The following is a 24,976-nucleotide window of genomic DNA, read 5'->3' on the forward strand; positions in this document are numbered from 1 at the left end:
TTGACCCTAAAATGAGTCAACCCCTCAAAATAACAGTCCAATAATCATTAATCGTCGGAATCCATACGCAATACAGACATGAAGGCCTCTTGAGGAACCTCAACATTTCCTACTGTCTTCATGCGCTTTTTCCCTTCTTTCTGTTTCTCTAAGAGCTTTCTTTTACGAGAGATATCTCCACCGTAACATTTTGCAAGTACGTTCTTCCGCAACGCTTTAATGTTGGATCTGGCTACAAACTTCGTTCCAATCGCTGCTTGAATTGGTATTTCGAACTGATGACGCGGGATTAATTCTTTCAATTTTTCTACGACCGCTTTTCCTCGATCATGGGCAAAATCACGATGGACAATAACAGAAAGTGCATCGATTTTTTCAGCGTTAAGAAGAATGTCCATTTTAACAAGCTTAGACTGCCTATAGCCAATTAACTCATAATCCAAGGATGCATATCCCTTTGTACTCGACTTCAATTGGTCGAAGAAGTCATAAACAATTTCGGAAAGCGGGATTTCATAAATGACATTGACCCGAATATCATCTAAATATTCCATCGTTATAAAATTACCACGCTTTTTCTGGCAAATTTCCATAACCGCCCCAACATAGTCGTTAGGTGTCATGATCGATGCCTTCACGTAAGGTTCTTCAACATAGTCAATCAATTGTGGGTCCGGCATATTCGAAGGGTTGTCAACAACAAGATGATCACCCTTCGTTAAATACACATGATAAATGACACTTGGTGCCGTTGTAATTAAATCTATTGCGAATTCTCGTTCGATACGTTCTTGGATAATCTCCATGTGAAGAAGACCAAGGAACCCACAACGAAATCCGAATCCAAGTGCCTGTGAAGTTTCCGGTTCATACTGCAGAGAAGAGTCGTTTAATTCTAGTCTCTCTAAAGCTTCACGAAGATCATTATACTTCGCTGAATCAACTGGATAGAGTCCACAATATACCATCGGGTTCATACGACGATATCCTGGTAGCGGTTCCGTCGCTCCACCTTTTGCCGATGTTACCGTATCCCCGACGCGGGTATCCCCCACATTTTTAATCGAAGCGGTCAAGAAGCCAACATCTCCAACCGTTAATTCGTCCTTCATGACTGGTTTTGGTGTAAAAACACCTAGTTCATTTACTTCAAACTCTTTACCGGTTGCCATCATTTTAATGTTTTGCCCGACTTTCACTGTCCCCTCAGTAACTCGTATATAGGCGACTACACCACGATATGGATCATAAAGTGAATCAAAAATTAATGCCTTTAATGGAGCTTCCGGATCTCCTTGCGGAGGTGGTACTTTTTCAACGATTTGCTCGAGAATTTCTTCAATTCCAATGCCACTTTTTGCGGAGGCGAGGACAGCTTCGGATGCATCCAGCCCAATTACATCTTCTACTTCTTTACGGACTCGTTCAGGTTCAGCACTTGGTAAATCGATCTTATTGATTACAGGAAGAATTTCAAGATCATTTTCAAGAGCAAGGTACACATTTGCTAAGGTTTGTGCTTCAATCCCCTGGGCCGCATCAACAATCAAAAGGGCACCTTCACATGCGGCAAGACTTCTCGATACCTCATATGTAAAATCGACATGCCCAGGTGTATCGATCAAATGAAATATATATTCTTGTCCATCTTTAGCTTGATAAGTTAATTGGACTGCATTTAATTTAATTGTAATTCCACGTTCACGCTCTAAATCCATTGCATCCAACATTTGTTCTTTCATTTCACGATGAGTTAGCGCGCTCGTTTTTTCAAGGATCCGATCGGCCAATGTAGATTTCCCATGGTCAATATGTGCAATAATTGAAAAGTTTCGGATTCTCGATTGACGGTCTAATCTATCTTTTTTATCCATTGTCTTCACTCCTAAAGTCGTACAACTAAGCTAGCATTGATTATAGCAATAGCCTTGTCTTTATTCAATCGTTTCTCCAATCTAGCGCAAATCACTTGGCTCCGTAGACATTGCATCTATGCAAAAAAGTTAAGCTTTCTTACCTTTGTACATAAAAAGGCCTGAGTGGAATATTCTTCTTCACTCAGGCTTTTAATTGAGCCAGACCTCTATTTAGGCAACCTTTTGGGACGTTCTCATTTACATGGGGGAAAAGACAATTATATAGTCGTACTCTAGAATTTGAATATGCTAAGCGCCTTATCCGAAAAAGAAGTAGAACAATTTATTTATGATCGTACTGATCGTTGTCAAAGTAACGGTTAACAATTCACTAATTAATGCAGAGACCTTGGCACCGAGACTAGAGAAAACATTATATGCTTCGATCTCCTCTAATTTTTCCTGCTTTTCCTTAAGGTCATGACTCGTTATTTCTTGGCCCAAGACATCCGCTTCTACTTTACCGTTTTCTTCCACCTTCCATTCAAGTGCACCATTCGATTCCGTTCCCTTCATCTTGTCCATCTGTACAGACACTTGTTGCATTCCAAGTAATATGCCAAACAATAGAACAGAAACAAGGACAAAGCTTTTCATAATAAATCGAATCATACCGTTTCCTCCTATAACAGAAGCTGCAAAAAATAATCTAATACTAGTGTTACGATTATGTGTACAAGCTTATGTTTGTTCACAGTTAAATAGAACTTAATGTGTGTAAGAATGGCTGTTCTTCTGATCGACCTGTCCGTGTAGTGCTGTATTTAGACCTCCAGCTATCACATTAGCCATATCCTCAATAAACACGTCTACTTCCTTTGGAGTGACAATGAGATTATGTCCGAGTGGCGCGAGAACCTCTTTAATTAATTGTCGCTTTTGTTCTTCTTCCAATGTACCGATCATTCCAAGAAATGCTTGTCTGTTTTCTTCGTCAGGTAAGTCCTCATCACTAAGTTTCCGTTTCTCTCCAAACGTCATGCCTGCAGGTGTCAATGACTTGGAAGGCTTGTCCCCTTCCCGCATTTCACGGCCGAAGTGCTTTAAGATGTAATCAATCGTATCACTCGTAATTGTGACAGCATCGACAACAGTTGGAACGCCTATAGCAATGACAGGAATCCCTAATGAACTCTTACTTAATTCCTTTCGCTTGTTCCCTACACCTGATCCAGGGTGTATTCCTGTATCCGAAAACTGAATCGTAGAATTGACGCGTTCAATCGCCCTGGATGCGAGAGAATCAATGGCGATTACAAAGTCAGGCTTTGTCTTCTCAATCACACCATGAATGATTTCACTCGTTTCTATCCCCGTAACCCCCATTACCCCTGGTGCCAACGCACTAACAGGGCGAAATCCATCCTGAACATTTTCCGGTGCTAGGTCAAATAAGTGCTTGGTAACTAGTAAATTTTCTATTGAGCTTGGCCCGAGTGCATCCGGAGTTACATTCCAGTTTCCAAGTCCGACAACGAGGCAGCTAGCGTCTTTTGAAATGTTTAGTTCTTCTAAAAAACCATGAAATTCCCTTGCAAAAACCTCCTGAACACGCTCCTGCAAAGCAGAATCCTTTTGACGGATTCCTTGCATTTCCATTGTCAAATAGATTCCAGGCTTTTTTCCTGTCGTTTTCGCACCTTCTTCTTCTATCTCAACTCGACTTAATTTTATTCCATCTAACTCTCGCTCTTTTATGATCACACCATCAATCGTTTGCTTTGACTTTTCCTCTTGCTCCTTTGTGATCATTTCATGGGCTTCAATGGCTAGGTCCGTTCTCACATTAAACATCTCTAAGTCTTTTTCCAATTTCACGCACCACCCTAATTGATTTTTGCCTTTTTCCCTAGATTGGCCTTGTTTCATTTATTTCATTCTTTTCTTTCATTCTTTAACAAAGAGATTGCATTTATACGGGGGGTTTGATAGAATACTTTGTGTTGTATTTTTTCGCAATTTCGGTTGCATTCAAGGGAGGTGAACGGAATGGCAAACATTAAATCTGCTATTAAACGTGTGAAAACAAATGATAAGCGTCGCACTCACAATGTTTCAATTAAATCTTCAATGCGTACAGCCATCAAGAACTTTGAAACAAAGGTGGCGAACAATGACACTGAAGGTGCAAAAGAAGCATTCTTGGTTGCAACCAAAAAGCTTGATAAAGCAGCAGGTAAAGGAATCCTTCACAAAAATGCCGCTTCAAGACAAAAATCTCGTCTTGCAAAACAATTAAACAGCGTAAGTGCATAATAACTTACTTATTTTAAACACGAACAAACGACCTTCAATGAGGTCGTTTTTTATTGTTCTACGTTGAGAAAGTATAAAAATACTTTCTATAGTATAAGCGCAACTAAGGCGATCGCCACCGCTAACGCTTGGCGCTAGCCAAGTTTTCTTTATACGTTAAGAAAGTATAAAAATACTTTCTATAGTATAAGTGCAACTAAGGCGATCGCCAGCGCTAACGCTTGGCGCTAGCCAAGTTTTCTTTATACGTAAAGAAAGTATAAAAATACTTTCTATAGTATAAGTGCAACTAAGGCGATCGCCAGCGCTAACGCTTGGCGCTAGCCAAGTTTTCTTTATACGTTAAGAAAGTATAAAAATACTTTCTATAGTATAAGTGCAACTAAGGCGATCGCCAGCGCTAACGCTTGGCGCTAGCCAAGTTTTCTTTATATTTCGTTGTTTTACATACTCTGTTTTTCGTTTCCAAGATCCGTTATAAAAAGCTCCAGTGCTAACTTTTTATCGATCTGTCCTGTCTTCATTTTAAAATCAGCATCTGCGGACTGGATCAAAAGGTTTTTGAGTTCAGACTCAGAAAATGCCTTCGACTGTCTTGACGCAACCTTAACTGCATAGGGATGTAAGGATAAAGCAGATGCCATTTTTTTCTCTGTAAATCCTTGAGCAGTTAGCTGTTTCGTTTGTAAAATGATTCGAAATTGTCTTGCTAATAGGGCCATCAATTTAATTGGTTCCTCATTTTGTTTCAACAGATCATATACAATCCGTATTGCTTGATCTATTCTTCGATGAACCACATGTTCCACCAACGTAAAAACATTACTTTCAAGAGATCGGGAAATCAGTTCATCAACAGTTAATGTTTCAATCTGTCCGCCTTCTCCGACATATACAGCCATTTTTTTGACTTCATTAATTAACAGACCCAATTCTTCACCTTGTAACTGGATTAATCGTTCGATTGCGTCGTTGGAGATTTGAACATTTTCTTGCTGAGCAGCATGTTGAATCCAATCCTTCAGCATTTTTTCATTAATTTTCTCTGCATGTACTACATAAGCTTGCTTTTTAAGAAGTTTCACAACTTTTTTCCGTTCATCTAATTTTTCATATGGTGCATCAAATATGATAATGGATTGAGTTGAAGGGTTTTTCAGATAGGATTCTAAACGGCTAAGACTATGTTCCACTTTGGATTTTGATTTTGCACCAGTTAGAAAATAAGGATTTTCGATGACTACAATTCGATATTCTCCCATAAAAGGTAATGTTTCAGCATCTTCAATAGCCGTTTCAATTGGAAGTTCCTCCATATCATAAGTTGAGCGATTGAAATCAGCTGTCCCCTCTTCTAGAGCAGAATTTAATATCATATTTCGAGTATAGTTCAATATGTATTTTTCTTTTCCATATAATAAATAAAGGGATGAATACGATTGATTTTTTAAATGTTGAGCTAATTCTTTAATCGACAATTTTGATCACCTCTCTTATCATCCTAATCATTCCTGACAAAATTGCCAAGCATTAAAACGAAAATAAAGAGGATGCCTCATAAACAAAGAGTGTATAACTCTCTGTGAGACATCCCCATTTATATAAACGTTAACAACTAAGGCCCGGGATACTTATTTGTTAACGATATACTCTTCCCCGTAAGCTTATTGTTATGTTATCCTATGCAGTACAAAACTATAGGTGTCAACTCTTAGTAATATGGGCAATTAATAAGGGAATTCCACCAATATTTTGCTTATTTTCTTAAGAATAAGTTTCACGATATTGTTAAAAATACAACTGTGGATTTTTCGAATGGTTTCCCTTATACTTGATATGAAACAGGAGGGTTGCGGCAATGAATGATTTTGAAAAAGATGTCCAAACAAAAACCAATGACGTTGTAGACTCAGGACTTGGTTTTCTTTATTCGTTTTTGTTCTTTACTGTTATTTTCTTTACCGGTGTAATCATCAAGTTTGTTGCACTATAAGTGCATGTTCAAATAGGAGGACAAAAAGAGCCGAGAAGTTCGAGGCGCGAAAATCTCGAGGACCAGAACGACGAGCAATACTTGCATAAATACTACGAGTTGTACCGAGGAAGCTTTCTACGAAGATAAACTTGTAGACGCAGGTACATATGGAACTTCGACTAACTACTTCACGTCCTGTGAAAACGTCGAAGTCAGCACATCCGTGTGCAAGTCCGGAGAGATCGAGCAACGAAGAAATTCGACAGCTATTTTTCCCAGACTTTTTGAACAACCTCTATAAAGCAAACAACACCCTGATGGACAATCAGCTGGTACATACAGGTTTAGTAGAAGCTGGCTCATATTGGAGCTAGCTTTTTTCTGTATGTAATATTACCATAATCATTTAGATTCAAGCATTGATTCAACAACTGTTGTTGAGGGGGTCAGTTCCATTCTTATTGACCCACTTATATCCGTCCGGTAGATGGTTACCCCATTTTGCTTTAGACGATCAATGACCTTAGTTGAGGGATGTTGATACCGGTTGTTAACACCAACAGATATCAATCCGATTTCAGGTTGAACATGATCCAAGAAAGCCTGCGAGCTGGAAGTTTCACTGCCATGGTGACCTACTTTCAAAACATCTACATTTAAATTCCCAAACTGTTTAACCATCGCGTCTTCACCTTCTCTTTCAATATCTCCCATGAACAGAAAGCTTTTCTCATACAATTTAAAATAAAGTATGATGGAGCGATTGTTTTTCGAAGTGCTATTATTAGCTGGTCCAAGAATATGGAAGGAGTGGTGATCTAATTTCCATTCCATTCCTTGGTGCACATAGTGTATCGGCACCCTCCTTTTCTGTATTTGATGAAGGAGCTCTATTTCTTCATCATCATAATTATTAGACTTTCCGTAATATACAGATTCCACAGGAATTCCATCGATGACATTTAAAGTACCTCCAACATGGTCCTTATCCCCATGCGTTAAAATCAATGCATTAATTTTACGTATTCCTCTTGCTTTTAAATAAGGGATAACAACATCCTTCCCTGTGTTATAAGAGTTTTTACGTTTTCTCCACTCCTCCTTTTTGAACTCCAAAATACCGCCTGTATCAATTACATAAACCGCTTTTCGATAGGGAAGCTCAATAATAATAGCATCTCCCTGACCAACGTCAAGCATGGTAATATAAGCATTCTTATTTAAGTACGGTTGCACCCAAATTAACAACAAAATAATCAATATGATTAGGGAAGGAGTAACCATATAATGGCTAGTCCGTGACCTTTCCCAACGAATTAAGAAAAAAAGTAAACTTATAATAAGGAGAAAAAGCATTGTTGTGGTTGGACGACCGAACGTCAACAGTCCAAAGGGTAAGGAGTCCGCGATATTCATCACAAAATGAATGATGGAAAAACATATCTCCAATATATTACTAAAAATCACCCAAACAGGGCCTGGAATGGAAATGTACAGGATAAATGTAAGGAAAACCATTGGAAGAACGATGATTGTGACAAGGGGGATCATCACCATGTTAAGTGGAAGCGACCATAATGAAAACTCATGAAAATGCCAAATGATAATGGGAATGGAGATAATCTGTGAAATAATAGATGCTGCACATAACTGCCCACCCATACCTTTATAATTGGTTATAATCTTACTTGATAAAAGTAACGATGCAGTAATTAAAAAAGAGAGTTGGAATCCGAGATGAAAGATATAAGTCGGTTTTATCAATAGTAGAATGAGGCAAACAAGACTCAACTGGTTGATTGGAGAGATTTTGTAACGGGAGAGAGAAACCAAACAAACGAGCGCTGCCATAAACCCTGAGCGCAGAACTGATGGAGTAGCTCCTGTCATAATGATAAAGAATGGAATAATACTGAGCAATATCCATAAAGCAAGATCTCTGGTTACCCCTATTCGAATTAAAAGAAAAAAAAGCAAACCGAGGATTGTACCAACATGGAGACCTGATACAGCTAAAAGGTGGATGAGGCCTAACGACTGATACTGATCGATCAATTCCTCCTCAATCCCGCCACGGTCACCGAAAAGCAAGGCGTTCATCATTCCAGAAATTTCTTCAGGGAAGTCTCTCTTTATCCGCTCCATTTGTTTTTTTCGATATCGATGCATCTCGTTTAAGAAGTTGGCTCGGTATTGGCATTGATCAATGGTAAACTTGCTAGGGCGTATTACCCAGTGAATACCATAATACGAACGGAGATACGATTGATAATCGAAGCTGTAAAAATTTCTTGCAGGAATCGGTTGCTCTAGAACACCAGAAACGTTACAAACCATCCCTAAGGATAATTTCTTAAACGCTTCTTGGTCACGTTGATTTGGAATTTTATAGTTGAATTGGATTTGTTCATCTGATGATAAAGTGAATCGAAACGACAAACGATCACCATCAATAACTGGAAGGGACGAAATCGAACCGATTTGCTTGGTTGATTGCGGGGAAAGAGACGTCGAATGCAATTCTTTATAATAAGGGTAATAAAACGTAAAGAATATATACGTTAAACCTATACACACCATGAGAGGAATAGTCATTTGTTTTCTACAAAAAAGGAGAAATACGAGGAGGAATAAAAAAAGCCACCAGCGATCACTCGTCATGGTAATCGCAATGATGGCAGTAATTACAAAGATATGTATCTGATTCATCTCGTATCATTCGTGTGCTTTGAGGTTAAATCATAGCGATCCTCGAGCAATACTAACTCAGTCTGAACCCCAGCCTGGTCAAACAACTCCAATGCATACGGGTGATTCTTATAATCCTGAGCATAGTACACTTTCTTTATTCCGCTTTGAATGATAGCCTTACAGCACTGTAAACACGGGAAATGGGTAACGTACATTTCTGAATCCTTAGTAGCAACACCAAATTTCGAACACTGCAACAATGCATTCATCTCCGCATGTACGGTCCGTACACAATGACCATCGATTACGTAACAACCTTCATCATGGCAATGAACACCACCGGATATAGATCCATTATAACCTCCAGCAATGATTCGTTTTTCTCTTACTATTGTAGCTCCTACCTTCAACCGTTCGCACGTACTACGCATAGCTAGCAGTGTGCTTTGTGCCATAAAATATTGGTTCCATGATATCCGTTCCATAACACTAGCTCCTTCCCTCTTCCTCCTAGTTTATCGATTCTATCTTCAACCCGTCAATGCTAATTCGAGATTGTAATCTGCTCTTTCATTTGCTCAATCGACTTTTCCCCTATTCCAGGTACATTTGTTAAGTCCTCTATGGCCTGAAACGGACCATTTTCCTCTCGATAACGAATGATGGCTTCCGCCTTGGATGGACCGATACCGGTAATTGTTTCAAGCTCACTCGCTTCTGCCTTATTTACATTCACTTTCCCTTCTTCTGATTCCTCTCCTAGTTTCACTGCCTGTTCCCCGATTTTTGGAACATAAACGACCATCTCATCCTCGAGTAATTGAGCGAGGTTAAGACCGTTTGAATCTGCATCACTTGTTAGTCCACCAGCCATCAGAATGATGTCGTTTACACGCTTTCCACCTGAAATCTGATACACACCAGGAGACTTAACCGCTCCTTTGACATCAATCATTAATACCTTTTTTTCCTGAGTTTTATTGGTATCTTTTGCATTCGTTTTCGGTTTATTTGATTGCATAACAGGTTCATTACCTACTTCACTTTCAGGGAAAGCAATGTCAGAACGACTCTTTTCTGAAAAATACGTATAACCGAAAAACAACGTTAGAATTAAAAATACAATGATGATCACAGCCATTACACGTTCCTTTTTCGTTAATGACTCCCAATAAATTTGAATCACCTCCTTTTATAGGTTGTTCGATGTTTTCTGAACGAATAGTGCATTATAGAGGTTGTTCAAAAAGTCCGGTAAAAATAGCTGTCGAATTTCTTCGTTGTTCGATCTCTCCGGTCCTCACGTATTAATAGCATACGTTCTGGTCCTCGAGATTTTCACGCCTCGAACTTCTCGGCTCTTTTTGTCCTCCTTTTTGAACACGCACTTATAATGTTTGCCCCACATCTTTTTATACATAATTGTCACAACCACCTCATACATTTGAAGATAGAAGACGGTCAAAGGGAGGGAGCACAATTGAAGATTGGTATAATCGGAACAGGAAATATGGGTTCAATTTTAATCTCCGCTTTTATAGAATCATTAGCTGTTAGACCGTCCGATATGATGATCATCAATCGTACATCTCAAAAAGCTAAGGCGATAAGGGATCAGTATCCAGGTCTGAGAATAGCAAGAGCACCCACAGAAGTTGCTGCATTCGCGGATGTTACCTTTATATGTGTAAAACCACTCGAATATTATGAATTACTAGAGCGGATATCGAATGAACTAACAAGTGACAAACTGGTAGTATCTATCACAAGTCCAATTTCAGTTGAACAGCTCGAAGCTCAAGTTTCTTGCTCAGTTGCAAGAGTAATACCAAGCATTACGAATAGAGCGCTTTCGGGAGCGTCTTTACTGACGTTTGGGAAATCGTGCCTACCCGATAAACAGAGACAGTTGAAGAAACTTATGTCCAAAATCTCTACACCTGTAGTAATCGACCAATCGATTACTAGGGTGGCATCAGACCTATCAAGCTGTGGACCAGCGTTTTTTAGTTATTTATTACAGGCGTACATTGATAGTGCTGTTGAAGAAACTAGAATTTCGAAGGAAAAAGCTACCCAACTGGTTAGTGAGATGCTAATTGGTATGGGTAAGTTATTGGAGAAGGATTACTATACGTTGCCAACGTTGTTAAAGAAGGTTTGTGTAAAAGGTGGAGTAACAGGTGAAGCATTAAAGGTATTTGAAGCAGAATTAGGACCCCTATTTAACCATGTAATCGAACGGACGCACAAAAAGTATGAGGAGGATTGTGAAGCGGTAGACCAACAAATCACTAAACAATATTAGATGATTTGCCTAGTAATTCTCTATTCATTTCGATAATCCTTTTTTCTTTAAAAAGAATGTTCGTTTAAAGAAAACTTGGCTAGTGCCAAGTTTTCTTTATTACACGTTAAGAAAGTATAAAAATACTTTCTATAGTATAAGCGCAACTAAGGCTCAGCCGGCGCCAAAGGCTTGGCTTTGCCAAGTTTTCTTTAAACTTTTTTAGCAACAAAAAACAACCGCTCTGAGTCCTCCACGGGTTCCCGATCAGAAAAGTCAGAGGTAATCGTCAACACTTCAAATCCGTTTTTCTCTAACAACGTGGTATATGTTTGCATTGAGTAGGTTCTTTGATAGTGGCTTTCATCGTAACGAGTGTATAAATCATCCTTGCCCTGTACGAAAAAGGTAAGATCATGAAAGACGCTCCCTTCCTCATTCCCTTGATTACACTCCCATAAATAACTAATCTCACTTGAATTATAAGTAAATACTTCATCACCATAAACATCGTGAATTTTATGAAGAGTATGAACATCAAATAGGAGAAGGCCACTTTCCTTAAGCAATCGATGTATTGAATTAAATGTTGTTGATACGTCCTCTGGAGTTCGAAGATAGTTCAATGAATCACAGAATATTACAATCGCATCTTGTTCCTTTATTCCTTCAAGCTCCCTCATATCCTGTTGATAGAAGGGGATAGACAGACCCTTAGATTCTGCCTTTTGCTTAGCGATTGTGAGCATCTCTTCAGATAAGTCGACCCCTGTTACGTTGTAGCCTCTCTTTGCAAGACGCACTGAGATTTCTCCAGTACCACAGCCGATATCAAGTACGGTTTTCACGCTTTCATCCCTGTATTGGTCAATGGCGTTCGCAAAAAAAATCATCCACATGTCATAGGGAGCATCCTCCATAAGCTGATCATATAGAAGGGCAAAGTATTGGTAGTTCATTTCGTCACTCCATTAGGATAACATTTTGGTAACATCTATATTCGGAGCGTCGCCCCAAAGTTTTTCAAGGTTATAATAGGAGCGTTCATCCTTATGAAATACATGAATGATTACATCTCCAAGATCCACGAGTACCCATCTGGAATGGTCAAGACCTTCTAACCGCTTTATAGATATATTTTGTTCTAGTGCAACATCTTTCAACGTTCGAGCAATTGCTTCCACTTGTTTTTCTGAGTTCCCATGGCAAATTAAAAAATAATCAGCAATGAGAGAAATACCTCGCACATCTAAAACAGCAATGTTTTCAGCTCTTTTATCGTCCATTGCCTTAACCGACTGTTCAACTAGTTCTGTCGTATTCATGAGTTGTTCCTCCTTTGTTCATTTGCAATATCATTATAGGTGTATAGTGTTTCTGGATAGATCAATTGGTTTTGTTTCATCAAAAAGATGACTGTGTTCATGAGTGCTTGTCTAACCGCCTCATCTAAATTCTGCTCCGAAGTCTCTCGCACCTCATCAACACCAGGAAAATGCCGACTTGGTTCAATATAATCAGCAAGAAAGATTATCTTCTCAAGAAGTGACATTCCTACACGACCAGAAGTATGACTACGAATAGCTTGTAGAATTTCTTCATCAGTGATCCCTACTTCCGACTTAACAAGATAAGCTCCTACTGGTGCATGCCATAGTTCCTTCCCATACTTTAAAAGGTCTTTCCCAAGCTCTTCCCTAATTATGATTGATTCCATTTCATCTTTTGGTCGGAACTTTGCATAATCATGAAAGACGGCAGCCAGCATTGCTTTATCCTTATCTCCATTAAATCGCTCAGCTAAATCAATTGCCGTGTTCATTACCCCTATTGTATGCTCATATCTGTGTTCTGTAAGATGAGGTTTGACGATTTCCAGTGCTTCCTCTTTATTCATATAACTGATTCTCCTCTATTGGAGATGTCTACTGATTTATGTGGTGGTTCAGCACTAGGCATAAACCAAATACGATCAAGTGAACATTCGTTAAGAGCTTGTTTGGCTACCATTAAATGACCAATATGAGGGGGATCGAACGTACCTCCGAGTATTCCAATTCGATTCACGTTATCACTCATTGTTTTACTAAGGAAGCTCGATCGCTTTTTGATTTTCAGATTCCTTATACAAAACAATTGTATTTCCGATAACCTGTACAAGCTCAGAACCCGTACGATTTGATAATAGTTCAGCAACCGTGTCCCTATCTTCTTCACAGTTTTGTAAAACACTCACTTTAATTAGTTCCCTTGCTTCTAGTGTATCTTTTATTTGATTATACATGTTCGTGTTCGTACCGCCTTTCCCAACTTGAAAAATCGGGTTGAGGTGGTGTGCTTTTGACCGTAAAAACCGTTTTTGCTTCCCAGTTAACATCATTTATTCCTCCAAGCTTATTCTAGATGGTATCCTATCGAGTTACTTTTTGAGCATATTTTGGTACACGATATTATTCATTTGATTAAGATCCGGATTACGACCTGTCCAAAGTTTGAAGGCTAATGCAGCCTGTCGGATAAACATCGGTACTCCATTTTGGACGTAACAACCCTTCGCTTTTGCCTCTTCTAACAATAAAGTTTGCAGTGGATTGTATATTATGTCGCATACATATGCATCTTTTTTCACATTTTGGAGCTTCAACGGCGTTTTATCTCGTTGAGGACTCATTCCAATCGAAGTTGTATTGATAATCACGTCATATTGCGCCAGGCAGGACTCTGCTTCATCTAGTGTGATGGCCCGTCCGCTTGTTTTACTATGCATGAGAAGCTCCTGAGCTTTCGAGAGCGTTCGATTCGCAATCGTTAGTTTCGCTCCCCCATTCATTGCAAGAGTCATAACAATAGCTCTCGCAGCTCCTCCTGATCCTATAATTAAAACCTTTGCATCATTGATGTTCAATTTATCAAATTGCTTTAACGACTCTAAGAAACCAGGTCCATCCGTATTATACCCAATCAGTTTATGATTGTTGACAAGAACTGTATTAACAGCCCCAATTCTCTCAGCCAATGGATCCAATTCATCTAATAAAGAAATGATATCCACTTTATGGGGAATTGTTACATTGAAACCTCTACACCCTCTGCCAAGTAATGAAGGTATTTCTTCTCTTAACTGCCCTTTAGCAATTTGAATCGCTTCATATTTGGCGTCTATGTTTAAATTTTCAAATAAGGCATTATGAATATTCGGGGACATTGAATGTGCAATCGGGTCTCCAATTACTGCGTATAGTCCCGGTAAATTAGATAAGCGATGGGCGAATATAGACCCCAACCCCCTTTGGCGCGAATGCTCTCACACGAGTATTTGGTTCAGTAATGGTCACCCATCCTAACCCTGAAAACACAATATCGGACTTGCCGTTTTTAACGGAAAACTCATGAAGCTTCATTGGAGGGATCTGGCCAAGGTCCTCTTCATTCGGTGGCTTTAAAAGCTTACCAGCCTGATTGTTATATAATTCATCAGCCTTCTCTAGCTTTGTTCGATGAATGTTTAGGTCGTTTGTAAAATAACAGGTGAATGATTGTCGTGGTCCAGAAACATAATCTAATCGGCCTAACCCTGCAAAAAACAACGTTTGTTGATCATTCAACTGAAATGTTTTTGGTTTAACTTCTTTTTTGGGCAACACATTCTTTAAGTCCTTTTTATTAATATAGTGTGCAACCTGATGGGGATTAATAATGCCAGGAGTATCATAAAGCATACTTGTTCCATCAAGAGGAATCTCAATTAAATCCAGTGTTGTCCCAGGATACTGTGAAGTCGTAATAAATGCTGTCGCTTCTTCACTATACTCTTTAAGCAATTCATTAATAAATGTTGACTTCCCAACATTTGTTGCCCCAACTATGTAAACATCCCTACCATTGCGGTAGTGTTCAATGGTTTCAGCAACCACACTGATACCATGATGTTTCTCGGCACTCATCAATTCAACATCAACTGGCTTGACCCCCAGTTGACTTGCCTCATGCTTCATCCAATGTTTTATCCTATTGGAATTTACCGATTTGGGAAGTAAATCCATTTTGTTACCAACTAATAAAATAGGGTTTTTTCCTACATAACGATGGATTCCCGATAACCAACTACCACTAAAATCAAAAATGTCCACGATCATTACCACGAGTGCATCCTGTGAACCGATCCCGGACAATATTTTTCTGTAATCATCATCTGTTAACGACACATCTTGTACTTCATTATAATGTTTAAGTCGAAAACACCGTTGACAAATAATGTGATCACGGGTTATAGCTGAAGGCGGTGCAAACCCAAGGTCGTTCCTTTTTTCTGTCTGGATTGGGATGCCGCACCCTTCACAAATTAGTTTATCACTCACTGTCATTCCTCCCAGTTAATTAACCCTTTTCGTTTCATCCATTCTAATAGATGTCGTTCCATATATCTATTTAACTTCGTTGCCATCCCATCACTTTTCGCAACTGGAACAACAAGAATTGTATACAATCCTAGACGATTACCACCGAGAACATCTGTGAAAATTTGGTCACCGATAACCACAACTTGATTGTGTTGCAATTCCATATTTTTCGCAGCGCGTTTAAATGCCTTCGTCATCGGCTTTCTAGCACGATATATAAACGGAATATTGAGCGGATAGGAAAAGCTACGAACACGGTGTTCATTATTATTTGAAACGATGGTAACATGAAGCCCTTTCTCTTTCAGCATTGCGAACCATTTAATTAATTCCGGAGTCGCTTCAGGACGATCCCATTCCACTAATGTGTTATCTAAATCTGTAATAATACCCTTTATACCTTTTTCAAGGAGCACATTGGCATCAATGTCAAAGATAGAAGGAACATGCTCGTTTGGCAAAAACCGTTTAATCAACTGTAACACCTCAATATATACAATTCTTTATACTCAACCTTTATTGTACCAATAATTTTCAAAGTTCGATAATAATAGAAGTTTTCGGAACAATCGAAAAAGTTTTCGACAATTTTCGATTGTACGTTGTTCTGTGGATAACTTTACTCACATTATACACTCATGAAAACAAACCTATAAATTACTTTGTAAACAATTTACCCACAAGTTATCCACGGGTTTATGTGGATAACAGAACGATTGTTCTCTATTCCATTTCATGGTAAGCTAGGCTTACATCATAACATATAAGAATATGCGGACTGAAAATAAATATGCTAGAAAATTTAGTCGGGAGGTGCAAATACCGATTTCGGTATACTCTATGGAAAACTTATCTGACGAATTGTTAATTGAATCTTATCATAAGGCAAGAGAATTGAAACTTAGTCATGACTTTATTTTATTAATTAAACAAGAAATTGATCGGCGGCACTTATCTATGAAATTAATTACAACTCATTTGTAAAGAACCAACCCAAACGGTTGGTTCTTTTTTTACACGTTAAGAAAGGGCCTTTAGGGACTACGGCGATCACCTGCGCTAAGGCTTGGCGCTAGCCAAGTTTTGTTATAGGTTTACTGGAATACCAACCAATTATTGGTACCATAATAAATTTTTAAGGTCTTTTGACGGTAAAAAGTTGATTCCGGAAAGTTTTTTTGATTACAATGGGAGTGGTCTTATACATAATTTGATACAGATTATAGTGATAGGAGGATGTCAATTATGTTGTTCTTTTCAATACTCGCTCCTTTTATAGCGGCCTGTTTGGTGCCGTTTTTATTTCGATATAAACGGACTATTCATACTGGGTGGCTTGTTCTCCCGATTCCAATCTTACTATTCCTATATTTTCTTTTACAAATTCCAAATATATCAGGCGGAAATAATATCCACTTAATTATAAATTGGATCCCTTCTATAGGAATGAATCTCAGCTTTTATTTAGATGGTCTAAGTTTATTATTCACATTGTTAATCACAGGAATTGGGACACTTGTTGTATTGTATTCGATTTATTATTTGAACAAAAAGGAAAAATTACATAACTTCTACGTTTTTTTAATGATTTTTATGGGAGCCATGCTCGGTGTTGTGCTCTCAGACAATGTTTTCGTTCTTTATTTATTTTGGGAATTCACAAGTCTTTCTTCCTTTTTACTGATCGGATATTGGTATCATCGTGAAAGATCCCGTTACGGAGCGTTCAAGTCCATGATTATTACCGTCTTTGGCGGTTTATCAATGCTCGGCGGACTTATTCTATTGACCATAATGACAGATACAACTAGTATTCGGGAAATGATCGAGTCAAAAGAATCCGTCATCAACAGCCCATACTTCACAGGAACATTACTTCTGATTTTATTAGGTGCGTTTACAAAGTCAGCTCAGTTTCCATTTCACATATGGTTGCCTGATGCCATGGAAGCTCCGACCCCCGTCAGTGCGTTCCTCCATTCGGCAACAATGGTTAAAGCAGGGATCTACCTTTCCGCAAGATTGTTTCTACTGTTCGGCGGTTCAGACTTATTTTTTATTCTCGTGACTGGATTTGGCTTGTTAACCCTATGTTGGGGATCGTACATGGCAGTGAGACAAACTGACCTGAAAGCCATTCTCGCCTATTCAACGATTAGTCAACTTGGAATGATCATGGCAATGATTGGCTTTGGGACAGAGGTAGCGATTTTTGCTGCGATTTTTCATATTTTTAATCATGCAACATTTAAAGGTAGCTTATTTATGATCGCTGGTATTGTTGACCACGAATCAGGGACAAGGGATATTCGAAAACTAGGCGGTTTAATGACCTTGATGCCGATTTCAGCAACACTCGCCTTATTTGGTACCTTTTCTATGGCAGGAGTGCCGTTACCCTTTTTGAATGGTTTTCTTAGTAAAGAGATGTTTTTTAAGACGGCTACACAGATAAGCCCAACTGCACCGCTTGTAGATCAATTATTCATCATCATTCCAGTTCTTGCAGTCTTGGGAAGTATTTTTACGTTTGTATATTCAATGTACTTTTTCTTTCAAACATTTATGGGTAAATCAAAGGAAACACTGGAGATCAAACCACACGAGGCACCAATTGGAATGCTCGTGTCTCCGATCGTGCTAGTAACGTTTATTGTTGTGATTGGCTTGCTACCAAATCTCATTAATGAACCTATTTTGGCACCGGCGACTGCTGCCGTGTTTGGAACCGTACCTGAAGAACATATCGCTTTCTGGCATGGGGAGATAAACACACCATTACTAATGTCACTTGCTGTAGTAGTACTTGGGACCCTTCTTTATCTGACAAGAAAGAAATGGAGCCATGTTTATCGGCTGTTACCAGGTGTGCTCAGTGCAAATAAAGCCTATGATGCCGTTTATGAAGGCCACCTTCGGTTATCGCGTAAAACAACGAATATGTACATGACCGGTTCACTCCGACATTATGTCCTTTACATTTTGTTGTTTCTTGTCGCTTCAGGCGGAATTACACTGGTAGTAACAGATGGATTTGCCTTTTCTACTTCAGATGTTGCACCGATTTCCTGGCCAGAAATAATGGTTGGAATTGTTATGGCTATCGCAGCGATTGCAACGGTATTCATGCAAAATCGAATTGCTGCGATTCTTGTACTCGGTGTTGTCGGTTATGGATTATCTCTATTATTTGTATTCTTTAGAGCACCCGACTTAGCCTTGACACAGTTAATCGTTGAAACGGTGACTGTTGCACTGTTCTTGCTCTGCTTCTACCATTTGCCAAAACTTGATACCAAAAAGCAATCTACCGGTACAAAGACGGTAAATATTTTAATCTCTGCTTCAGTAGGGATTCTCGTTACACTTGTCGCAATTGCATCCCATAGCTCAAAGCGATTTGAAACGATAGCTCATTATTTTATTGATGAATCCCATCATCTTGGAGGCGGGGATAACGTAGTTAATGTTATCCTGGTAGACATGCGTGGACTTGATACGATGTTTGAGATTACAGTGCTTGGACTTGCCGCACTTGGAATATACGCAATGATTCGACTCCGCAAAGAGGAGGAGATAGACTAATATGGAAATCTTGATGTCAATACTTGCAGGTATACTGTTCGCTACTGGAGTGTACTTATTACTTCAACGTCAATTATTAAAGATCATCTTCGGGACAGCCTTATTATCTCATGGGGCACATTTATTCATCCTTACCATGGGAAAACTAAATAGAGGTGCTCCACCCATTCTTGTGGAAGGTATAGAAGATTATGTTGACCCCCTTCCACAGGCGTTAATCTTAACCTCCATCGTTATTAGTTTTGGGGTTACATCTTTTTTACTCGTATTAGCTTATCGAGCGTACAAAACGAACCAGACAGATAACATGGAACATTTAAGGGGAAACGATCATGAGTAATTTAGTCATTTTACCAATACTAATACCACTTCTTGCGGGCGCTATTTTGGTGTTTTGGAGAAAAAAACTGATGGTTGTCCGTGTTGGTGCACAACTTGTTACCATCATAAACCTAATTGTCAGCAGTTATATGGCTTATGTAATCCTTCAAGATGGGCCTCTCATCTTAGAAACAGGTGGCTGGATGGCTCCATACGGTATCATCCTTGTTGGTGACGGCCTGTCAATAGTACTTGTTGTAACCACGAATATCATTGCCGTTGCATCCGCCTTTTACGCACCGAACTCCCTAGATAAGGGTCGGGAGGAACACTATTTTTACACCTTTTTCTTAATGTTAATAGCGGGTGTGAGCGGGGCTTTTTTAACAGGCGATATCTTCAACCTGTTTGTATTTTTTGAAGTATTGCTTATGGCGTCCTATGGGATGATTGTGCTTGGGGGAACAAAAGAGCAATTAAGGGAATCGATTAAGTACGTTCTATTAAACTTATTTTCATCCATACTCTTTGTTACAACGGTAAGCTTCCTATACTCTGTTACAGGAACCATCAATATGGCACAGCTTTCAGAACGTGTCGGCCAAGTCAATCAAGATGGGATATTAACGACGATTGCGATTCTCTTTTTCGTTGTATTCGCAACTAAAGGAGCATTATTCCCTCTCTATTTCTGGATGCCGCACTCCTACACAAAGCCGCCAGCCGTTATTTCTGCACTGTTTGGTGCACTGTTGACGAAGGTTGGTATATATTCGATTCTAAGAGTATTCACTCTGATTTTTATTGGAAACATTGATTATACACATACTTTCTTTATTTTCCTTGCAGGGTTTACATTACTATTTGGTGTAGCAGGCGCCCTTTCGACGAATAATATTAAATTAATTATTGCGTACAACATTATTCCGGCAATCGGATTTATGGTTATGGGTATTGGAATCTTTACCGACTTATCCGTTGCGGGAGCTGTCTATTACCTTATACACGATATGATTATCAAAGCCGCATTATTCTTTCTTGTCGGTGCTATAGCCATTGCTGCAGGAACGTCTGACCTAAGGAAAATTAGTGGTCTAATTAAGCATTACCCATTGCTTGGATGGCTGTTTTTCATTGCATGTATCACGCTTGCCGGGATACCTCCGTTCAGTGGATTTATCGGTAAGCTGTTACTGCTAAAAAGTGCCTTCGCAAATGAGAACTTTATTGTCGCTGGTATTGGATTATTGGCAAGTCTGTTAATCCTGATTTCAGTCATTCGAATTTTTGTTCAAGGCTTTTGGGGCGAAAGCATGTCTCTTCCAACTGAAAAACGTTCCATCAAGCCACTTTATTTTCCGATTTCTTTCTTGTTGTTCTTTTCAATTCTATTAGGAGTTGGAGCAGAATGGTTCCTTCCACACATTCAACAAATCGGCGTTGATCTCATGAATCCATCTGGATATGTTGACGCGGTATTAAAGGAGTAGATCAAAATGGCATTTCAACTATTGATCAACCTTGCTATTGGACTAATTTGGATGTTTCTATCAGAATCGTATACCTTTGTTAGCTTTTTAGTTGGGTTTGTGATTGGGATATTCCTATTACTTCTACTTAATCGGTTTATTCCGGATAAGTTCTATTTCCATTATGTGATCGCAATATGGAGACTAATTCTACTCTTTATAAAAGAACTTCTCATTGCAAATATCGACGTACTGAAAATGGTTTATAAGCCGAAGATGGATATGCAGCCCGGAATTATCGCGATCCCGACCGAACTGAAATCCAATTGGGAAATTACATTACTAGCTAATTTAATTACATTAACACCGGGCACATTATCAGTTGACGTTTCAGCAGATAATCGATTTATTTATATCCATGCGATGGACGTTCCTGATATTGATGAAACCATTAACCAGATCAAAGATACATTTGAAAAAGCAATAAAGGATGTGACCCGATGAGTACATTGTTGGAGACTGTGACTTGGCTTTGTCTAATTGTCAATTCAATATCGATTGTAATGTTGCTTTATCGAGCAATTAAAGGGCCATCCAACCCGGACCGTGCCGTTGCAATTGATACAATTGGTATTAATCTTATATCAATGACTGGTATTCTTGCGATTTATCTCAATACAAGCATGTTTAATGATATTATTTTGCTTATTGGAATATTAACGTTCATTGCAACAGTAGCCATTGCAAAATTCTTAGAGAGGGGGGTCATCATTGACCGAAGTCGTGATTAGTGTACTCCTTTTAGCTGGCACATTTTTTGTTTTTTCAAGTTCAATCGGCATCTTACGTTTTCCTGATGTTTACTCAAGGTTGCACGCTGCTTCAAAGAGCGCAACACTTGGTGTATCAGGTGTTATGTTAGCTGCTTTCCTCTTTTTCCTTTTTGAAGATGATATGGTCAGCGGAAAGTTAATACTTGGAATTTTATTTGTACTTCTAACAGCACCTGTAAGTGGTCACATGATTTCAAGGGCTGCCTATCGGACAGGTGTACCCCTATCTGATCGTACTATTAAAGACGACTTACAAACAAATGGTGAAGACATGAAAAAAGACTCATCTGATTAAAGAAAACTCGGCTAGCGCCAAGCCTTAGCGCAGGTGATCGCCGTAGTTGCGCTTATACTATAGAAAGTATTTTTATACTTTCTTAACGTGTAAGAAAAGCGCAAGCGCCAAATACGACAGGAATGACTTCTTATCTGAGGTACTTTCATCACTGCTCTTGATAGGAAGTTGTCCCTGTCTTTTTAATTTCAAGGTCAAATGAATCTAAAAAACTCTTTCTTATTCCCTAAATGTGGCATATAATAGGTTTAATCGTAAAAAGTTATACTTCTTAATAAATTGGGCTTTCTTTACGGAGAAACCAGTAGGGAGTGACCTAATCATGTATTTTTTAGAGAGGTTTGACCAATCATTAAAACGTTTTAGAAGTCAAACTGCAAATATTCTAACCTTAATAAACCTTACTCTCGGGGCAGTTGCACTCTTTTTTATCGTTAAGGGACAGCTGGAACTAAGTTTCTGGTTTATCTTTCTATGTGCATTGTTTGACCGGTTTGACGGTATGGTCGCCAGAAAGCTACAAATTGAATCTGAATTCGGTAAACAGCTTGACTCATTGTGTGACCTAATTTCATTTGGAATTGCACCAGCCTTTTTAATATATCAAGCGAGTTTATATGAATTTGGTATTCCTGGAATCGTTTTTGTTCTCATTTATATCATTTGTGGTGCAATCAGATTGGCACGATTCAACATTACTGAATTTAACGGTCATTTCACAGGGGTGCCAATAACAGTTGCAGGTTGTATACTGGCACTCACCTACTTTACAACCAATCTACTACCGGGATTCGTCCTTATGTTCCTTGTCCTAATTCTTTCATTTCTGATGATTAGCACGGTTCGAGTGAAAAAGCAATAACTGATCTATAATTTAATCATAATAAAGGGAGTTGTTCAATGAACAACTCCCTTTATTTACACGTTAAGAAAGTATAAAATTTTGTAGGCATAGAAGTGATGTCTAGCTCCAGCGCCCAGCCACTTGGATCACTTCAGTCCTCCTGCGGCGGCAACAGCCTCCTCGTCGGTCTTCCAGTGACCTTCGTGGCTAAGCCGGGCGCTTGCGCTTTTCTTATGTGATTCGCATTTTATTATTTAGCGACTCTTTTAAACACGTTATTTGGTTATCGATAAGAATTCTTCCACATCCTGAACAGACAATTGGATCGCCTGCTTCCAAAAATGTGGTTTAGTCAGATCTTCCCCAAGATGTTTTTCAGCGAGTTCCTCTACTGACATTGACCCTGTATCCTTAAGTAAGGCAATATATTTTTCCTCAAAGGCCGTACCTTGTTCCTTTGCTTTAGCATAGATCCCTGCACTAAACAGATAACCGAATGTGTACGGGAAATTGTAAAATGGAACATCCGTAATATAGAAGTGTAGCTTAGAAGACCAGAAGTAAGGATGGTACTCTCCTAGTGCATCACAGTGGGCTTCTTTCTGAGCGTCTTCCATCAGTTCTTTTAATCGTAAGACTGAGACTTGACCCTTTTTTCGTTCCTCATAGAATCGTGTTTCAAATAAGAAACGCGCATGGATATTCATGAAGAAGGCGATTGACCGTTGTATTTTATCTTCAAGTAGGACGACCCGTTCCTCTTCAGAGCTTGCGTTTTCAACAGCTGCATCCGAAACAAGCATTTCTGCATAAGTGGACGCTGTTTCTGCTACATTCATCGCATAGTTCTGATTTAAATATGGAAGTTCATCCATAACATGCTGGTGGTAAGCATGACCAAGCTCGTGGGCAAGTGTAGAAACGTTGCTTGGAGACCCTGAATAGGTCATAAAGATTCGGGTTTCTTTAGAATTCGGGAAGCTTGTGCAGAATCCACCAGGTCGCTTACCAGAACGATCCTCTGCCTCAATCCATGATTTTTCAAACGCCATCTTCGAAAACTCACTCATTTTCGGATTAAATTGTTTAAATTGATCGATGATAAAGTTCGCTGCTTCATCGTAAGATAATTTGGTATCTGTATTTCCTACAGGTGCCTCGACATCTGTCCACCCGAGTTTTTCTAAACCGAGCATATCTGCCTTCCGCTCAAGGTACTTCACAAATGTTTTCTTATGCTGAACGATCACATTCCACATCGTATCTAGTGTTTCTTGCGACATTCGGTTGATGGAGAGGGGTTCCTTAAGTACAGATGACCAGTCACGATGTTCATACGTATTAAGTCTGAATCCAGCGAGATGATTCAATGCTTCTGCACAGAAATCTTCTTGCTCTTCCCAAGCCTTTTGATAGCTTTCAAAAGCTTTATGTCGAACTTCATGGTCGATACTGGATAGCTTATTGTCCAATTGCCCTACAGACAACTCTTTAACCTCACCGTCTTCTTCAAACGGAATGCTCATCTTCCCGACTACCAAATCGTATAGGTTGGACCAAGCATGATAGCCATCTACTGCAAGATCATTAATGAGTGACTCTTGATCATATGAAAGCTTTTCAACCGCATTTGTCCGTCGCTCATTTAATACAAATGAATACGGATATAGACCATCGTGTTGTAATAAGGTCTTCCAATCATTATCGGTTACCTGAGCTAACTTCTCTTCAAAACGCGTCCAAACAGATTGATATTTTGCACTGATTTGTTCAATTTTTGCACGTAGTGCTAGAGCATCTTTGTCTTTTACGTCTTGGGCCACTAGACACCCTACAAATGCTCCGGTCTCATGAAGCTTTGCAGATAGTTGACTAATTTCCTCAACTGCCACTGTCAGCTGCTGATGACTCTCCGGGTTACAGTTTTGCACACGATCCTTAACCGTCTCTAAATCTTCTTCAATGGATTTCATATATGCCTTTAATTCTTCAGAATCGCTACCACCAGCAAAAATGTTTTCCAGGTCCCATGATTGTGATAACTTCGTTAACTTCATAAATAGCCTCCTATCGAATATGTAATACTTCCATTATAAAGAAAATT

Annotated in this window: 27 protein-coding genes; 11 read left to right on the forward strand and 16 right to left on the reverse strand. The window is 39.1% G+C overall.

Annotation, left to right across the window (positions count from 1 at the left end; all coding sequences use genetic code 11):
* Positions 1-47: 47 nt before the first annotated feature.
* The 3 genes from lepA to gpr form a co-directional block, all read right to left on the reverse strand.
* A complete protein-coding gene (lepA, locus tag NON16_RS00795) occupies positions 48-1,874 on the reverse strand; it encodes a translation elongation factor 4 (RefSeq protein WP_257346084.1) in 1,827 nt (608 codons plus the stop codon).
* A 300-nt stretch (positions 1,875-2,174) separates the two neighbouring features.
* The gene (locus NON16_RS00800) at positions 2,175-2,528 is read right to left on the reverse strand and encodes a DUF3679 domain-containing protein (RefSeq protein ID WP_257346087.1); all 354 of its coding nucleotides are present in this window, start codon (positions 2,526-2,528) and stop codon (positions 2,175-2,177) included.
* A 96-nt stretch (positions 2,529-2,624) separates the two neighbouring features.
* Positions 2,625-3,734 carry a GPR endopeptidase gene (gene gpr, locus NON16_RS00805; protein WP_257346629.1) on the reverse strand — a complete coding sequence of 370 codons (1,110 nt, stop codon included), beginning with the start codon at positions 3,732-3,734 and terminating at the stop codon, positions 2,625-2,627.
* 171 nt (positions 3,735-3,905) lie between these two features.
* On the opposite strand from gpr, the gene rpsT reads away from it, so the two are divergent.
* Positions 3,906-4,172: a 30S ribosomal protein S20 gene (gene rpsT, locus NON16_RS00810; protein ID WP_257346090.1), complete on the forward strand. Its 267-nt coding sequence runs from the start codon at positions 3,906-3,908 to the stop codon at positions 4,170-4,172.
* A gap of 443 nt (positions 4,173-4,615) precedes the next feature.
* Here the strand turns inward: rpsT and holA are convergent, their stop codons facing one another.
* Positions 4,616-5,650 carry a DNA polymerase III subunit delta gene (holA, locus tag NON16_RS00815; RefSeq protein WP_257346093.1) on the reverse strand — a complete coding sequence of 345 codons (1,035 nt, stop codon included), beginning with the start codon at positions 5,648-5,650 and terminating at the stop codon, positions 4,616-4,618.
* Positions 5,651-6,030: 380 nt separating this feature from the next.
* Between holA and NON16_RS00820 the strand changes: the two genes are divergently transcribed.
* The gene (locus NON16_RS00820; protein WP_257346096.1) at positions 6,031-6,165 is read left to right on the forward strand and encodes a YqzM family protein; all 135 of its coding nucleotides are present in this window, start codon (positions 6,031-6,033) and stop codon (positions 6,163-6,165) included.
* Between the two features lie 384 nt (positions 6,166-6,549).
* On the opposite strand, the gene NON16_RS00825 is transcribed toward NON16_RS00820, so the two are convergent.
* Genes NON16_RS00825 through NON16_RS00835 form a run of 3 tightly spaced genes read right to left on the reverse strand, consistent with a single transcriptional unit; the run spans position 6,550 to position 10,024 of the window.
* Positions 6,550-8,856, reverse strand: a complete 2,307-nt coding sequence (locus NON16_RS00825; protein WP_257346099.1) for a DNA internalization-related competence protein ComEC/Rec2 — start codon at positions 8,854-8,856, stop codon at positions 6,550-6,552.
* Positions 8,853-9,323 carry a ComE operon protein 2 gene (locus NON16_RS00830; protein WP_257346102.1) on the reverse strand — a complete coding sequence of 157 codons (471 nt, stop codon included), beginning with the start codon at positions 9,321-9,323 and terminating at the stop codon, positions 8,853-8,855. The genes NON16_RS00825 and NON16_RS00830 overlap by 4 nt, the downstream gene beginning before the upstream one ends.
* A 59-nt stretch (positions 9,324-9,382) precedes the next feature.
* Positions 9,383-10,024 (reverse strand): helix-hairpin-helix domain-containing protein, encoded by a 642-nt coding sequence (locus NON16_RS00835; protein WP_257346104.1) that lies wholly within the window; start codon positions 10,022-10,024, stop codon positions 9,383-9,385.
* 294 nt (positions 10,025-10,318) lie between these two features.
* Here NON16_RS00835 and comER point away from each other — a divergent pair, with 294 nt between their 5' ends.
* A complete protein-coding gene (comER, locus tag NON16_RS00840; protein ID WP_257346107.1) occupies positions 10,319-11,146 on the forward strand; it encodes a late competence protein ComER in 828 nt (275 codons plus the stop codon).
* Positions 11,147-11,337: 191 nt separating this feature from the next.
* Here comER and NON16_RS00845 read toward each other — a convergent pair whose 3' ends face one another.
* The 8 genes from NON16_RS00845 to NON16_RS00880 are packed head-to-tail and all read right to left on the reverse strand — an operon-like array spanning position 11,338 to position 16,001.
* Positions 11,338-12,084 (reverse strand): class I SAM-dependent DNA methyltransferase, encoded by a 747-nt coding sequence (locus tag NON16_RS00845; RefSeq protein ID WP_257346108.1) that lies wholly within the window; start codon positions 12,082-12,084, stop codon positions 11,338-11,340.
* A 12-nt stretch (positions 12,085-12,096) separates the two neighbouring features.
* Entirely contained in the window at positions 12,097-12,450 is a 354-nt protein-coding gene (gene rsfS, locus NON16_RS00850) for a ribosome silencing factor (RefSeq protein WP_257346109.1), read from the reverse strand.
* Entirely contained in the window at positions 12,447-13,022 is a 576-nt protein-coding gene (gene yqeK / locus NON16_RS00855; protein ID WP_257346111.1) for a bis(5'-nucleosyl)-tetraphosphatase (symmetrical) YqeK, read from the reverse strand. Before yqeK ends, rsfS begins: the two co-directional genes overlap by 4 nt.
* On the reverse strand, positions 13,019-13,192 hold the full coding sequence (locus NON16_RS00860) for a nicotinate-nicotinamide nucleotide adenylyltransferase (protein WP_308216563.1): 174 nt from the start codon (positions 13,190-13,192) through the stop codon (positions 13,019-13,021). The genes yqeK and NON16_RS00860 overlap by 4 nt, the downstream gene beginning before the upstream one ends.
* 19 nt (positions 13,193-13,211) lie before the next feature.
* Positions 13,212-13,502 carry a ribosome assembly RNA-binding protein YhbY gene (yhbY, locus tag NON16_RS00865; protein WP_257346630.1) on the reverse strand — a complete coding sequence of 97 codons (291 nt, stop codon included), beginning with the start codon at positions 13,500-13,502 and terminating at the stop codon, positions 13,212-13,214.
* 42 nt (positions 13,503-13,544) lie between these two features.
* A complete protein-coding gene (gene aroE, locus NON16_RS00870; protein ID WP_257346113.1) occupies positions 13,545-14,408 on the reverse strand; it encodes a shikimate dehydrogenase in 864 nt (287 codons plus the stop codon).
* Complete coding sequence (gene yqeH / locus NON16_RS00875) at positions 14,377-15,483, reverse strand: ribosome biogenesis GTPase YqeH (protein ID WP_257346115.1); 1,107 nt, start codon at positions 15,481-15,483, stop codon at positions 14,377-14,379. The genes aroE and yqeH overlap by 32 nt, the downstream gene beginning before the upstream one ends.
* Positions 15,484-15,485: 2 nt before the next feature.
* Positions 15,486-16,001, reverse strand: a complete 516-nt coding sequence (locus NON16_RS00880) for a YqeG family HAD IIIA-type phosphatase (RefSeq protein ID WP_257346117.1) — start codon at positions 15,999-16,001, stop codon at positions 15,486-15,488.
* Positions 16,002-16,365: 364 nt separating this feature from the next.
* On the opposite strand from NON16_RS00880, the gene sda reads away from it, so the two are divergent.
* The 8 genes from sda (at position 16,366) to pssA (ending at position 22,890) form a co-directional block, all read left to right on the forward strand.
* Entirely contained in the window at positions 16,366-16,509 is a 144-nt protein-coding gene (gene sda, locus NON16_RS00885; RefSeq protein ID WP_257346119.1) for a sporulation histidine kinase inhibitor Sda, read from the forward strand.
* A 264-nt stretch (positions 16,510-16,773) separates the two neighbouring features.
* Positions 16,774-19,110: a Na+/H+ antiporter subunit A gene (locus tag NON16_RS00890; RefSeq protein ID WP_308216567.1), complete on the forward strand. Its 2,337-nt coding sequence runs from the start codon at positions 16,774-16,776 to the stop codon at positions 19,108-19,110.
* A 1-nt stretch (position 19,111) separates the two neighbouring features.
* Positions 19,112-19,450, forward strand: coding sequence for a Na(+)/H(+) antiporter subunit C (locus NON16_RS00895; protein WP_257346124.1), 339 nt, complete (start codon positions 19,112-19,114; stop codon positions 19,448-19,450).
* Positions 19,443-20,921 carry a Na+/H+ antiporter subunit D gene (locus NON16_RS00900; protein ID WP_257346127.1) on the forward strand — a complete coding sequence of 493 codons (1,479 nt, stop codon included), beginning with the start codon at positions 19,443-19,445 and terminating at the stop codon, positions 20,919-20,921. The genes NON16_RS00895 and NON16_RS00900 overlap by 8 nt, the downstream gene beginning before the upstream one ends.
* 6 nt (positions 20,922-20,927) lie before the next feature.
* Positions 20,928-21,404 carry a Na+/H+ antiporter subunit E gene (locus NON16_RS00905; RefSeq protein WP_257346130.1) on the forward strand — a complete coding sequence of 159 codons (477 nt, stop codon included), beginning with the start codon at positions 20,928-20,930 and terminating at the stop codon, positions 21,402-21,404.
* On the forward strand, positions 21,401-21,691 hold the full coding sequence (locus NON16_RS00910; RefSeq protein ID WP_257346133.1) for a Na(+)/H(+) antiporter subunit F1: 291 nt from the start codon (positions 21,401-21,403) through the stop codon (positions 21,689-21,691). Before NON16_RS00905 ends, NON16_RS00910 begins: the two co-directional genes overlap by 4 nt.
* Positions 21,672-22,028, forward strand: a complete 357-nt coding sequence (gene mnhG, locus NON16_RS00915) for a monovalent cation/H(+) antiporter subunit G (protein WP_257346136.1) — start codon at positions 21,672-21,674, stop codon at positions 22,026-22,028. The genes NON16_RS00910 and mnhG overlap by 20 nt, the downstream gene beginning before the upstream one ends.
* Before the next feature lie 322 nt (positions 22,029-22,350).
* Positions 22,351-22,890: a CDP-diacylglycerol--serine O-phosphatidyltransferase gene (gene pssA, locus NON16_RS00920; RefSeq protein ID WP_257346137.1), complete on the forward strand. Its 540-nt coding sequence runs from the start codon at positions 22,351-22,353 to the stop codon at positions 22,888-22,890.
* A 257-nt stretch (positions 22,891-23,147) separates the two neighbouring features.
* Here the strand turns inward: pssA and NON16_RS00925 are convergent, their stop codons facing one another.
* Positions 23,148-24,929, reverse strand: coding sequence for a M3 family oligoendopeptidase (locus tag NON16_RS00925; RefSeq protein ID WP_257346140.1), 1,782 nt, complete (start codon positions 24,927-24,929; stop codon positions 23,148-23,150).
* Positions 24,930-24,976 lie beyond the last annotated feature (47 nt).

Origin of the sequence: Pseudalkalibacillus decolorationis, from assembly GCF_024609785.1 — a bacterium.
Classification (GTDB): domain Bacteria; phylum Bacillota; class Bacilli; order Bacillales; family Fictibacillaceae; genus Pseudalkalibacillus; species Pseudalkalibacillus decolorationis.

What these genes read in the sequence shown, in the direction of transcription:
- lepA (WP_257346084.1), bottom strand. Translation starts at nt 1,874, where the DNA reads ATGGATAAAAAAGATAGATTAGACCGTCAATCGAGAATCCGAAACTTT.
- NON16_RS00800 (WP_257346087.1), bottom strand. Translation starts at nt 2,528, where the DNA reads ATGATTCGATTTATTATGAAAAGCTTTGTCCTTGTTTCTGTTCTATTG.
- rpsT (WP_257346090.1), top strand. Translation starts at nt 3,906, where the DNA reads ATGGCAAACATTAAATCTGCTATTAAACGTGTGAAAACAAATGATAAG.
- NON16_RS00820 (WP_257346096.1), top strand. Translation starts at nt 6,031, where the DNA reads ATGAATGATTTTGAAAAAGATGTCCAAACAAAAACCAATGACGTTGTA.
- NON16_RS00825 (WP_257346099.1), bottom strand. Translation starts at nt 8,856, where the DNA reads ATGAATCAGATACATATCTTTGTAATTACTGCCATCATTGCGATTACC.
- NON16_RS00830 (WP_257346102.1), bottom strand. Translation starts at nt 9,323, where the DNA reads ATGGAACGGATATCATGGAACCAATATTTTATGGCACAAAGCACACTG.
- NON16_RS00845 (WP_257346108.1), bottom strand. Translation starts at nt 12,084, where the DNA reads ATGAACTACCAATACTTTGCCCTTCTATATGATCAGCTTATGGAGGAT.
- rsfS (WP_257346109.1), bottom strand. Translation starts at nt 12,450, where the DNA reads ATGAATACGACAGAACTAGTTGAACAGTCGGTTAAGGCAATGGACGAT.
- yqeK (WP_257346111.1), bottom strand. Translation starts at nt 13,022, where the DNA reads ATGAATAAAGAGGAAGCACTGGAAATCGTCAAACCTCATCTTACAGAA.
- yhbY (WP_257346630.1), bottom strand. Translation starts at nt 13,502, where the DNA reads ATGTTAACTGGGAAGCAAAAACGGTTTTTACGGTCAAAAGCACACCAC.
- sda (WP_257346119.1), top strand. Translation starts at nt 16,366, where the DNA reads ATGGAAAACTTATCTGACGAATTGTTAATTGAATCTTATCATAAGGCA.
- NON16_RS00895 (WP_257346124.1), top strand. Translation starts at nt 19,112, where the DNA reads ATGGAAATCTTGATGTCAATACTTGCAGGTATACTGTTCGCTACTGGA.
- NON16_RS00900 (WP_257346127.1), top strand. Translation starts at nt 19,443, where the DNA reads ATGAGTAATTTAGTCATTTTACCAATACTAATACCACTTCTTGCGGGC.
- NON16_RS00905 (WP_257346130.1), top strand. Translation starts at nt 20,928, where the DNA reads ATGGCATTTCAACTATTGATCAACCTTGCTATTGGACTAATTTGGATG.
- NON16_RS00910 (WP_257346133.1), top strand. Translation starts at nt 21,401, where the DNA reads ATGAGTACATTGTTGGAGACTGTGACTTGGCTTTGTCTAATTGTCAAT.
- pssA (WP_257346137.1), top strand. Translation starts at nt 22,351, where the DNA reads ATGTATTTTTTAGAGAGGTTTGACCAATCATTAAAACGTTTTAGAAGT.
- NON16_RS00925 (WP_257346140.1), bottom strand. Translation starts at nt 24,929, where the DNA reads ATGAAGTTAACGAAGTTATCACAATCATGGGACCTGGAAAACATTTTT.